The sequence below is a fragment of the Streptomyces sp. NPDC006655 genome (assembly GCF_040703965.1).
Classification (GTDB): domain Bacteria; phylum Actinomycetota; class Actinomycetes; order Streptomycetales; family Streptomycetaceae; genus Streptomyces.
Window position 1 is genome coordinate 18,949 of record NZ_JBEYJU010000043.1, and the last position, 12,001, is coordinate 30,949.

The 12,001-nt window shown below is 71.5% G+C and carries 6 protein-coding genes and 1 pseudogene; 3 read left to right on the forward strand and 4 right to left on the reverse strand.

Translation table 11 applies throughout. From position 1 onward, the window contains the following. Positions 1–271 precede the first annotated feature (271 nt). Complete coding sequence (locus tag AB0958_RS24375) at positions 272–2,443, reverse strand: hypothetical protein (RefSeq protein ID WP_366892578.1); 2,172 nt, start codon at positions 2,441–2,443, stop codon at positions 272–274. A gap of 93 nt (positions 2,444–2,536) precedes the next feature. On the opposite strand from AB0958_RS24375, the gene AB0958_RS24380 reads away from it, so the two are divergent. Then, positions 2,537–2,974: a glutaredoxin domain-containing protein gene (locus tag AB0958_RS24380; protein ID WP_366892579.1), complete on the forward strand. Its 438-nt coding sequence runs from the start codon at positions 2,537–2,539 to the stop codon at positions 2,972–2,974. Positions 2,975–3,096: 122 nt separating this feature from the next. Beyond that, positions 3,097–4,120: pseudogene (locus tag AB0958_RS24385) on the forward strand (hypothetical protein); the annotation flags it as partial. Positions 4,121–4,140: 20 nt separating this feature from the next. On the opposite strand, the gene AB0958_RS24390 reads toward AB0958_RS24385, so the two are convergent. From AB0958_RS24390 to AB0958_RS24400, 3 genes are all read right to left on the reverse strand, one after another. Then, positions 4,141–5,352: a cytochrome P450 gene (locus AB0958_RS24390; protein ID WP_366892580.1), complete on the reverse strand. Its 1,212-nt coding sequence runs from the start codon at positions 5,350–5,352 to the stop codon at positions 4,141–4,143. Positions 5,353–5,453: 101 nt separating this feature from the next. Then, on the reverse strand, positions 5,454–5,948 hold the full coding sequence (locus AB0958_RS24395; protein WP_366892581.1) for a hypothetical protein: 495 nt from the start codon (positions 5,946–5,948) through the stop codon (positions 5,454–5,456). An 86-nt stretch (positions 5,949–6,034) separates the two neighbouring features. Further along, entirely contained in the window at positions 6,035–7,651 is a 1,617-nt protein-coding gene (locus AB0958_RS24400) for a hypothetical protein (protein ID WP_366892582.1), read from the reverse strand. A gap of 907 nt (positions 7,652–8,558) precedes the next feature. On the opposite strand from AB0958_RS24400, the gene AB0958_RS24405 reads away from it, so the two are divergent. Continuing rightward, complete coding sequence (locus tag AB0958_RS24405; RefSeq protein ID WP_366892583.1) at positions 8,559–11,924, forward strand: lectin; 3,366 nt, start codon at positions 8,559–8,561, stop codon at positions 11,922–11,924. The last annotated feature ends 77 nt before the right edge of the window (positions 11,925–12,001 follow it).

Genomic DNA, 12,001 nt, shown 5'->3' on the forward strand with positions numbered 1-12,001 from the left:
CGCACCGCGCCGACACGGGGCCAGCCACCGGATCCGCAGGGGGGACGCCTCCGGGCGCCCGGGGGGCTACCACCACTTCCACGCCGCTGACCTCGGCTTCGGGCGTCGTCACGGCCGCTGCCGCAGGCTCACCGGAACGAAAGAAACCGGGAGGCGCCCACTGGGCGCCTCCCGGTCGAGGTCGACGGCGAGGAGAGCGAAGGAACTCGTATCTGTAAAGGAGTTTGAGAAGGAAGCCCCTTCATGGCCTCGCCATGGCCAACGCTAGCACTCAGCCCGGGATCAGGTCGCGCAGGTTTTCCACGGTGACGATCCGCGAGTCCGGGTGCAGTCCCTCGGGACGTTCGAGGCCGATGTACGTCACGGGCTCGTCCGGGACCCGCTCGCCGCCCCACAGGTCCACGGTCGTGGTGTCGCCGGACATCAGGTCGATCAGGTACCCCACCGTCAACTGCTCGCGCTCCACGACGGCGCGCACCACCGTCGACACCGACGCTTGGTTCTCCTCGACCCGGTTCTCCGTCGAGAGGCCCTTCAGGTACAGGTGCAGCCACTTCGCGCGCCACCGGCCGTCGTCCCCGCGCCGGAACACCAGCGGCAGCGCCACCCGGCCCACCCCGCGCAGCTCCGACTTCATCCGCACGGTGCGCGGCTCGAACGGCCGGCCCTTCTGCTCGGCGTCGCGCAGCATGAAGCCGAAGAACGACTCCTCGACCTCTTCGAAGTTCTCGCCGGCGTAGATGTTGACCTGAGGAACGACGAAGGTGCTGCGCACCCGGTCCAGGGACAGGTTGATGAACTCCGAGGCCCCGTCCGGCGCCTCGGTGACGTCGCCCGAATGCTCGCCCCCCACGGCCCTGAGCGAGGTGTAGGAGAGCCAGGAATCGGTGCTGTAGTCGGCGTGCAGCAGCAGCGCCGACAGGTCGAAGTCGGTCCGGGCCCTGGCCTGCTTCCAGTACACGAAGAAGCGCAGCTGATCGCCGTCGACCGTGGAGACCGACCCGCGCGGCAGCACACCGAGCCCGGCCGCGGTCGCCCGGCCGCTGAGCGGCAGCGCCACGTCGAGGACGTCGGGGTCGACCAGCAGCCGGTCCGGCGCCGGGAGCCGACGGCGTATCTCGGCGTCGAGGGCGGCGATCAGACGGTCGCGGTCGGCGTCCGGCACGGGCGGCCGGTCGTCGGGGGTCACCCAGGCGCGGCCCCGGCGGTTGACGAAGATCCGAGGCCGGCCGCTCTCCCGTTCCCGGTTGTGCAGATGCTCGCGCACCGAGAGCACCACCCGGCCGGAGACATCGGGCGCGACCTGTACGGCGGCGGCCACCACCGCGTCCCGCTCCTCCTGGTCGGCGGCGATGCGCAGCAGCAGATCCAGGGAGCGGAACAGCCTGCCGGGAGCGGACCTCAGCAGGTCCACCGCGCCCCGGACGTCGTACGCCTCGAGCAGCTTCTCGAAGAGGCTGTCGAAGGAAGGCGCCGCCTTCTCGCCGCGCGCGACCGCGAACACCTCGGCGGCGTGCGGCCGGCCCGGGTGCTCGTGCGGGTGGAGACGCTCGCCGAGCCGCTTGAACGGCTCCCGGTGCGCGGCCACGTCGGCGAGCTTCGCGGGGTTCGCCGCGACCACGGCGTCCAGACCCGCGAGCAGTCTCCGGCGCACCGGCCGCGACAGCGCCCGGAACCGCGTCGGCTCCCGCAGGGTCACGTCCCCGTCCGACAGCGCGCAGGCCAGCCGCAGCACGTCGGTGACGGTGTCGAGGAGGAGGTCCGCCCCGGCGCCGAGCCGGCCCGCGTTGACGACGGCCCGGTGCTCCCGGACCGGGATCGCCTCCGGCTGGGGTCCGAGCGCGCACCGCTCGGCGAGGGTCTTCAGGTCGCGCAGGTCGTCCTCGTTCAGCGGGGTCGTGCTGCCGGCCAGCGCCAGGTACAGCTCGGTGAGTTCGTCGTCCAGGTCCTGGCCCAGGTGCAGGACGGTGACCCGGTCGCCCGCCGAGGCGATCAGTTCGTCCTGGGCCGCGAGCATCTCCTCGTACGTGTGCTGGTAGCGGCCGTACGTGGGGAGGCTGAGCAGGTTCAGCACCCCGTCCCGCAGCTGCGTCAGCACGGTGTCGCGCGCCTTCTCGTCGCCGAGCGCCCGCGCCACGCACCGCGTCCAGAACTCCTCGGTGTCCGGCACGTTGGCCGGGAAGTCGATGAAGTACGCGTTGTGCCGGACGTGGTCGCCCACCATCTCGCTCACGGTGCGCAGCGTCCGCTTGGCGGTGTGCACGACCGCGTCCTCGGCCAGCCCCGACAGCCGTTCCAGCAGCTCCGCCGAGAGCTTGAAGCCCACGGACGTCAGCGCCGCGTCGAACTGCCGGGCGGCGGGGGCTCCTTGACCGGCGGAGCCGCTGGGGGAGGGAAGGCGGTGGGCGTGCCGGATGACCAGCGATTCGAGACTGTGCGCCATCAGGGGATGATCGCAGAGACGCCCGAGCCGGTGCACCGGAGTTTCCGTACGCGCGCCGGCCGCTGCACCGCCCGCACGGTAGCCTGCGTCACCATGACGCGCGTGTGGATCCTGCCGGTGCTGTTCACGGTCTGCGGCTCGGCCCTCGCGACGGGGCCGGTCCTCCAGGGGGACACCGGCACAGCCACGGCGGTCCTGCTGGTGTTCCTGGTGCTCGCCGGTGTGAACTCGCCCCTGGTCTTCCCGCGATCGATCGGTGCGGCGGAGGCACGACGACGCAGCGCGGTCGACGGCCGCCCGGTGGTCTTCTGGCGTCCGGGCTGCACGTACTGCATGCGCCTGCGCATCCGCCTGGGCCGCGACGCCCGGCGGCTGCACTGGGTGAACATCTGGCGCGACCCGGAAGGAGCCGCGGCGGTGAGAGCGGCCAACGACGGCGACGAGACGGTGCCGACCGTCGTGGTGGCGGGCCGACCGCACACCAACCCCGACCCCGCATGGGTGCGCGCCCAGCTCTCTGCTTCCGCGTGACCGGAACAAGTCGACTGGTGGCTCCTGGAGTTCGCGGCCGCGGCCGCGCGGTCACCGCCGTCCGTGAAAACCCTGTGGAATGCCTGTCGGTGGGCCCCCTTATGCTGCACCGGAACGATCACGCGGAGAACCGGAATCTCTTCGACGAGGTGGACTCGCCACTGGACCTGCTCGCCTTCCTCACCGGCGTGGAGGTGCTCCTCCAGCGCGTCGAAGCCCTCGGTCACGGCGACCTGCCCGCCGCCGGACACCCGGGCCGCAGCTGGACGGTGGCCGGCCTGCGCGCCGAGGTGCGCGTCCGTGCCGACGACCTCGCCGCCGGCTTCGACGCCCGCAACGGCACCACGGCCCACGCCGACCGGCGCACCGCCCGCCTCGACCGCGCGCCCCTGCTGGACGCGCTCGAACTGACCCTGCGCACCCGGGACCTCGACGACGTGGCCCCGGCTCGTCGCCCAGCTGCGGCCGTGCCGTGCCCGCGCGCTGCACGCGGGGGAGGACCTCAAGGCCGCGGCCGCCGAGTACGCCGCGCTCGCGGCCGAGTCGGCCGGCTGGGAGGACGACCCGGCGAGCCACGCCATGATCGCCTCGGAGACGGCCGTACTCCTCGCCGAGTGCGGCGAGTTCGGCCCGGCCCGAAAGGCCGCGGACCAGGCTCTCGCCGCGCACGCCCTGGCTCCCCGCTACGAGCAGCTCAGCAGTTGCCTGCGCGAACTCGCCCGCCTCCAGGCCGAGCGGCAGGGTGCCGAGGGCCTCGCCGACGCCCTCGCCGTGCTCGCCGACGCGGGCCGGATCGCCGAGGAGGCCCGCGCCGCAGGACACCCGGTCCGCGGCCGCGATCTGGACAGCGCCCTCGCCTACGAACACGGACGGGTCAACGCCTACGCCGACGAGTACGAGACCGCCCTGGCCGCCCTGGACAAGGCCCTCGGCCTGCTCGGCGAACCGGGGCCCGACCAGGACCAGGCCGGTGAGTGGGCGGAGTGCGTCCGGCTCGCGGCGGTCGTGGAGGGCCGCTACCTGGAGCGCACCGACCCCGCTCTCGCCCGGCTCGACGGCGCGGTCGGGCGTCTCACCGCCCTCGGCCACACCGAGGAGACCGAACCGCTGACCTCTCTGGCGGCACGGCTGCGCGACGCGGGGTGAGGGCGGCGGGCGCGCCGCCCTCACCAGGTCACGGGAAGCTCCCTGACGCCACCGGTGAGGGTGGTGCGCACCTCCAGGTCGTCGACGTCCTTGGCGAGGCGCAGGCCGGGCAGGCGCTCGGCCATCGCCGCGAAGACGACGCGCAGTTCCGTGCGGGCCAGGCTCGCCCCGATGCAGAAGTGCGGGCCGTGGCCGAATCCGAGATGGTTGCGCTCCGGACGGTCGGGGTCGAAGGTCTCGGCGTCGCGGTAGACGGACGCGTCCCGGTTGGCCGAGTTGATCGACAGGATCACGGCGTCGCCGCGTCGGATCGTGACCCCGTCGATGTCGACGTCGGTGTGGGCGTAGCGCAGCAGGCCCAGGTCACCGGGCGCGCCCAGCCGCAAGATCTCCTCGACGGTGGCGTTCACCCGGCCGGCGGGGTCCGCGGTCAGCGCCCGCCACTGCTCGGGGCGGGTGAGCAGGAAGAGCGTGCCCAGGCCGATGCGGTTGACGGTGGTCTCGTGCCCGGCGAACAGCAGCCCGACGCAGAGCCGGATCATCTCGTCGTAGTCGTAGGCCTCGTCGGTGCTCTGGGCGCGGACGAGATCGGAGATGACGTCCTCGCCCGGCCGGGCGCGTTTGGCCTCGGCGAGCGTGATCATGTACTCGTTGAACTCGTCCCGCGCCCGCGGGGCCGCGTCGCCGATGGAGTGGTCGGCCATGCGCTCCGACAGCGAGGCGAAGTGGTCGCGGTCGCTCTCGGGCACGCCGAGCAGCCGGCAGATGACCGCGACCGGCACCGGGAAGGCCAGCCCGGCGTGCAGGTCGACCACCCCGTCCGGGGCGGCGGCCCGCTCGGCGAGCAGCCGGTCGATGCAGCCGTCCACGAGCTGCCGTACGTGATCGGAGAGCATCACCATCCGCCGGGCGGAGAAGGCCGGGGTGAGCAGCCGGCGCATCCGGGTGTGGTCGGCCTCCTCGGTGGCGTAGTTGCCCGTGGGGCCCTCCTGCACCGCGGCCGTGGTGATGCGGGACGCCCGTTCCGGCTCGGGATGGGAGCGGCCGAGCCGCTTGTCGCTCAGGATGTCGCGCACGTCGTCGAAGCGGGTGACGAGCCAGGCCGGATCCCCGGCCGGCGTGGTGACCGCGGTGATGGGCGCCTCCCGGCGCAGCACCTCGTAGAGCGGTGCGAGTTCGAGCACATTCGGTCGTGCGAAGGGCAGGCGGGAACGCTCGGCGGTGACGTTCATGGTCCTCCTTCTGGACCTCGGAACGCGATCTTCCGGCATTTTCGACCGTAGCACCTTATTGTCAGTGGCTGCCAATAACCCTTTCGGCCAGTCCCGCAGGGCTACCGGGTGACTGTCACGGTGACGTCGTAGCGTCCCTGGCCCGGTGGGCAGCGCATGGCCTCCCCGCACGAGTCGCGTCCGGCGGTGACTCGAGCTGTGCCGGGCCGCAGGGCGGTGAACCGCGCGGAGGAGATGCCGCAGTCGCGGCCGGGCGGGCAGGTCGCGGTGGCGGTGGTTCCGCCGCCGAGGGAGGTGAGCACCCGCGGGTCCGAGCCGGCCGGGGTCGACCAGTGGGCGCTGTGCAGGCGCACCACGACGAGCGTGCCGGTGGTCACCCGGACCGTGGTCCCGCGGGCCCGTTCGTCGAGGACGACCGACCGGGTGGAGGACCCGGACGAGGCCGGAGCACGCGACGGCGGGGAGGGGACCGCCGACCCGGTGCGGCCGGGCGAACAGCCGCCCAGGGCGGCCGTCGTGGCCGCCGCGGCCAGGACGGCGAGCCCGGCGCACAGTGCGCGCCGGGCGGGGAACGTGCGGACCGGCGAACGGAACACGGGCCCTCCGGTGGATGCCGCCCGGTGGGGCGGTCGGACGGCGGTGGGGGCGGGCCGACGGCCGCCCCCACCTACGGGTCGAGGGGTCAGGAGACGGTCACGTCGTCGTAGTAGGTGTAGGTCGCGTCACCCGCGTAGCCGTCGTCGTTGTTGGTGAGGGTGAGCGTGTACGCGTGGCCCGCGGTCACGGTGCCGGAGACCTGCTTCCAGCCTGCGCCCTGGGTGCAGGTCTTGGCGAGCAGCGTCGTGGTGGTACCGGCCGTGGTGTCCTGGAGGGTGGCCGTCGCCCAGTCGTAGGACACCGTGTCCGGGCAGGTGACGTCGTACCAGAAGGAGACCTTGCTGGTGCCGGACGGCGCGGTGAAGGACTGGGAGACCGAGGAGGCGTTCGTCGGGCTGGTCGAGCCGACCATCGCGCCGTAGCCGCCGCTGTGCGCCGCCGAGGCGGTGGCGGAGGTGCTGCCGCTGGTGGTCCAGCTCGACAGGCTGCCGGTCTCGAAGGTGCCGTTGGTGAGGGTGCCGCCACCGCCACCGCCGCTGCTGCCGCCGCCGACGATCGCGTGGGAGATGGCGCAGTTGTTGGTGTCGTTGGACCAGCTGGCCTGCTCGGCGAAGGTGCCGGTGCCCATGGCGACGTTGGCCGCCCCGCCCGTGCTGCCGGGCGAGAGCCAGGCACATTCGTCGGAGTTCTCCTGGCCGTCGTACGAGCTGCCGGTGTGGTTGGTCCAGCCGCCGGCCGGGTTCTGGTCGGACATCATCTCGTGCCACTCGTGGCCGAGCGTCATGGTCCAGCCGTCAAGCGTGCCGGGCGAGTTGACGAATCCGACGCCGCAGCCGGAGCCGGAGTCCATGTTGTACGGCTGGTTGCTGAACGCGATGTCCCCGTAGGAGGAGGAGACCGGACCGCCGGTGAGCGTGCTGTCGCCGTTGTAGTCGTGCCAGGCGCAGTACTGGCCCTGGTAGCTGTCCGGGTTGGTGTTGTGCGGCGAGAGGATGATGTAGTAGGCGTCACGGTTGGACGCGGCGGTGGTGTTGCCGAAGTGCCCAGCAGCCTTGACGGCTTCGGCGCCGAGTTGGTGCCCGGTCGCGGCGCTCGGCGAGGCCGCCGAGTTGTCGTACCACACGCCGGACAGCACGCCGCCGCTCTGGTACGGGATGAAGTTCGCGTTGGACGGGCAACTGGTGGCGCCCGATGACACGTTGGGCCCGTCACACCACTGGGTGAGGTCCGCGGACCACCGCTCGTTTCCGGTGCCGATGCCCTTGAACATCTCCTGGGTGACCGGCGCCGCGCCGTCCGGGTCGCCGGAGAACGTGGCGTCGCCGCTGCCGTTGGTGCTCTGGGTGCCCCACTGCGAGCCGTAGAAGACCAGGTAGACCTTGGAGTGGCCGCTCTGGACTCCGATGCCGTCGATGCCGCCGCCGTAGGACAGCGTCTGCGGCCCGGTCGCCGCGGCGGCGGCCGGGTGGCCGGCCGCCCAGGACTTCATCCTGGCGTTCCCTTGGATGGTCGGTATGACACCGTGCCGGTAGGGGTGCTGGTAGGCGGGGCTGTAGGGGTTGGATCTCGCCGTGTGGCCCGTGGCCTGGGGGGCCGCTGCCGCCTGGGGTACGGAGGCGAGTGCCGCAGCGGTGACGAGGGACAACGACGCGAGACCGGTCAGGGTCGCTCGGGCTGCGCCGCGCAGGTGGGGAGTGCCCATGGGTGATGGGGCCCTTTCTTCGCATGGGCCTCCGCCGTCGGTTCGGCGGAGGTGAGGTGCATGGAACGTCGACGGGGCGCATCACCGGCGGCCGGCTCCGGTCGTCGGCGTTGACGCCCGTCTCGTCGCAGAGCAGGAGGGGAGGCCCGAGCGGCGCCGGGTGCCTGCACGGGCGAAGACCCGGGCAGTTGGGGAACTCACGCACGGCGTTGCGACCCGCGGGGAACTCTCGTCCTGGAACCGACTGCTGGAAAGGCGGCGAGAAGCGTTCGCACTACGGCTTCTTGCCGTCGCAATGGTGATGCGTGGTCAGACGCCGAGAAGCAAAGCAGAGTTGACGGGTTCAGGTCAATGGAAGCGAATAGCTTTCTCACAGGGAAGCTGATCGACCCCCTTCGGGGCCGCTTCGCCCGGTCGGCGCGCACCCGACGTTGTCGCTGGTGAGCAGCCAAGTGCGCTGTTGAACAAGGGAGTTGTGCGGTCAGGCGGGCGGCGACTCGCGACGGAGTGCGCGCCGCGACTGTTTTCGCCCTACACAACGCGCCTCTGAATTCGAAAAAGTTCCAGACAATGCTCGGTCAAAATCCGGTAATCGACGGTCAATTGATTGCCGTGGCAGCTGAGTGGTTATCCCTGCTTGTGAATAGCGGCCGTTCGCGATCCGCGCTGTCCGCGTGCGGAACTCCACGCCGGTACCGTCGGCCATGAACTTCCGTCAGGGGCAAGGCGGTTCGGTCCGAGCCGCCCGTGGCTGGCGCCTGACGCTCCGTGAACTTCGCGCGCAGAAAGTTTCGCCGGCCTCGTTGACACGCCACAAGCGCACGCGTTTCACTCGACTCTCGTGCCTGGCAACGTTGTCAAACTCGACGCCTGATATGCGAAGCGCGAACTGCTGCGGAGGCAACCGATGGTGAGACCCCGACGTTCAGCCGCACCACCCGACCGCACGAAATTCCGGCAACGCCTCGCCGTGATCTGCGTCCTGGGCCTGGCAGCCCTCCCGCTTCCGGCGATCGGAAGCGCCGAAGCCGCGAGCCCCGCCGCACCGGCCCTCGTCAAGGACCCCGCGTCCCTCGTCAACCCCCTCATCGGCACCTCCGGTGCGGTGGACACCTTCCCCGGCCCCGACATGCCGGCCGGCATGGTGCAGTGGGGCCCCGACACGACACCGGACCGTCCCGACGGCGGCGGCTACGAGTACGCCGACAAGAAGATCTCCGGCTACAGCCTCACCCACGTGTCGGGACCCGGCTGCCCCGTCGCGGGCGACCTGCCCGTGCTGCCGGTGACCGGCGCGCTGCCGGGCAACCTCGGCAGCACGTCCGTCGGCTTCAGCCACCACGACGAGCGGGCCGGCATCGGGTCCTACCAGGTCACCGACGCCAACGGGGTCACCACCGAACTGACCGACACCACCCGCGCCGGCCTCGGCACCTTCACCTTCCCGGCGGGACAGCAGGCGAACCTGCTGTTCAAGCTGAGCGGGGGCGCCACCCAGGTGGACGGAACGCGCGTCCGGGTGGTGAACGGCAAGGAGATCAGCGGCGCGATCGACAGCGGTCACTTCTGCGGCGCGGGCAACCGGTACACGCTGCACTTCGACATCAAGTTCGACCGGGCGTTCACGGCGAGCGGCACCTGGGTCGGCGGCACCATCACCCCCGACGCCAGGTCGCTGACGGCGGGCAAGGTCCGGCAGGCCCCGCAGCGGTCCACGTCGAAGCCGCTGAAGGAGAAGCACTTCACCGTCCCGGCGAAACCGGCCCCGACGGTCCACGGGGACACCGCGTCCCGGCTGTCCGCGACGGCCGGGGCCGCCCAGCCGCCCACGACCGGCGCGAACGGCATGTACCTCACCTTCGACACCGCCGCGAACCGCACGGTCACGGCGAAGGTCGGCATCTCGTACACGAGTGACGCCAACGCGGCGGACAACCTCGCCAAGGAGATCAGGAACTGGGACGTCGGCGCCGTCGAGAAGGCCAACCACGACGCCTGGAACGCCGTACTGAAGAAGATCCAGGTGGGCGGTGGCTCAGCCGACCAGCAGACGCAGTTCTACACCGCGCTCTACCACGCGCTGTTGCACCCGAACGTCTTCTCGGACGCCAACGGCCAGTACATGGGCATGGACAACCAGGTCCACAAGCTGGCCAAGGGCCAGAAAGCCCAGTACGCCAACTACTCCGGCTGGGACACCTACCGCTCCCAGACCCAGCTGATGGCGCTGGTCGAGCCGAAGGTCGCCGGCGACGTCGTCACCTCGATGCTCAACGGCTACGACCAGACGGGGCTGCTGCCCAAGTGGGCCTCGAACAACGGCGAGAGCTATGTGATGGTCGGCGACCCGGCCGCCGGGATCATCGCCGACGCGTACGCCTTCGGCGCGCGGGACTTCGACACCGCCAAGGCCCTCGCCGCACTCCAGCACGAGGCCACCGCCCCGAACAACGACCGCCCCGGCGAGCCGGTACGCGACGCCAAGGGTTACCTCCCGCTGGACGAGAACGACTACAACTGCTGCAACTTCTACGGCCCGGTCTCCACCCAACTGGAGTACGACTCCGCCGACTACGCCCTCGCCGCCTTCGCCAAGTCCCTGGGCAGGACAGCCGTGTACGAGAAGTTCGCCACCCGCGCCCAGGACTGGATGAACGTCTTCGACCCGCAGACCGGCTACATGCGGGGCAAGAACAAGGACGGCCAGTTCGCCGGCGGCTTCACCCCGGGCACCTCCAACGGCTTCGTGGAGGGCACGTCGGCCCAGTACACGCCGATGGTCCCGTTCAACCTGAAGCAGCTCATCCAGGCACGCGGCGGCGCCGGGGCGTACTCGTCCTACCTGGACAGCCTCCTCGACGACATCACCCACCCCGGCAACACCGACGCCGACCTGAGCAACGAGCCCAGCGTGGAGATCCCCTGGGAGTACGACTACACCGGCCAGCCGTGGAAGACCCAGGCGGCCGTCCGCGAGGCCCAGCGGGACCTGTACTTCAACGCTCCCGTCGGCTCGTTCGGCAACGACGACCTCGGCGCCATGAGCTCCTGGTACGTCTGGTCCGCGCTCGGCATGTACCCGGAGACCCCCGGCACGGACACCCTGGTGCTCGGCAGCCCGGTGTTCCCGGTGGCCCGCGTGACCGTCGACGGCGGCAAGGCGGTCCGGATCGACGCGCCGCAGGCCGCGCCCGACGCGCCGTACGTACAGGCGCTGAAAGTGAAGGGCAAGGCATGGAACACCTCCTGGCTGACGTACGGGCAGTTCAAGGGGGCCGGAACGCTCGACTTCACCCTTGGCACCGCACCCGACACCTCCTGGGCGTCCGGTCCGGCGGCGGTACCGCCCTCGGACACCACCGGCGGCGGCCGGGTGCTGGCCGCCACCGGTCCCGGCAACGGACTGGTCCTCCAGCCGGGTTCGGACGGTGACGGCACCCTCGACCTGACGAACCTGGGCAGCCGGGCCGTCACGGTCGACTGGACGGCGACGGCGCCCTCCGGCGTCACGCTCGACACCGCGTCCGGCTCGCTGACCGTGCCCGCCTCGGGCAGCGCCGAGGCGAAGGTGCACGTGACGGCGGGCGCCGACGAGGGCACGTACCCGGTCACGTTCGCGCTGACCGACCACGGCACCGGTGCGGCACTGCCGAGGGCGGCCCTGCGGGTGGCCGTGGCCAAGGCCGGGGCGCTGTGGCCGTACGACACCAACGAGGGCGTCTACCCCGACGGCGCCACGTTCTCCGGCGGGTTCGACAGCGGTGGCTGGGCCTACTCGCAGAACGCGCTGTCGGCGGCGGGCGTCGGCAGCGGCTCCACCCTCACGGTGGACGGCGTCTCCTACACCTGGCCGACGGTGACCTCCGGCCGGCCGGACAACCTGGAGATGGCCGGCCAGACCATCCCGATGCCGGCCGGTACGTCGGGTGCCTCGCTGGGCCTGCTGGGCTCCGCGGCCAACGCGCCGACCGACGGCAGCGGGGTGTCCGGCACCGTCACCGTCACCTACACCGACGGCACCACCTCGAAGGCGACGGTCGGCTTCTCCGACTGGACCCTCAACGGCGGCTCCAGCAAGCCGCTCGCCGGTGACACGACGGCCGTCGCGACGGCCTACCGGAACACGGGCAGCGGGGGCCGTGACGGAGTGAAGACGTACGTCTTCGCCACGAAGGTCCCCCTGGACGCGACCAAGCAGGTGGCCTCGGTCACCCTGCCGGTGACCGGCGCGACGGGCAGCGGCCACCTGTTCGCCTACGGCTTCGGCCGGTAACGGGCAGAGCGGCGGGGCCGGTTCCCGGGAACGCGTCCGGGAACCGGCCCCCGGGGCCCTTCGTCAGAAGGGCCCCG

Bases quoted from the DNA above. Each gene is read 5' to 3' on its own strand.
- AB0958_RS24375 (WP_366892578.1), bottom strand. From the start codon at position 2,443: ATGGCGCACAGTCTCGAATCGCTGGTCATCCGGCACGCCCACCGCCTT.
- AB0958_RS24380 (WP_366892579.1), top strand. From the start codon at position 2,537: ATGACGCGCGTGTGGATCCTGCCGGTGCTGTTCACGGTCTGCGGCTCG.
- AB0958_RS24390 (WP_366892580.1), bottom strand. From the start codon at position 5,352: ATGAACGTCACCGCCGAGCGTTCCCGCCTGCCCTTCGCACGACCGAAT.
- AB0958_RS24400 (WP_366892582.1), bottom strand. From the start codon at position 7,651: ATGGGCACTCCCCACCTGCGCGGCGCAGCCCGAGCGACCCTGACCGGT.
- AB0958_RS24405 (WP_366892583.1), top strand. From the start codon at position 8,559: ATGGTGAGACCCCGACGTTCAGCCGCACCACCCGACCGCACGAAATTC.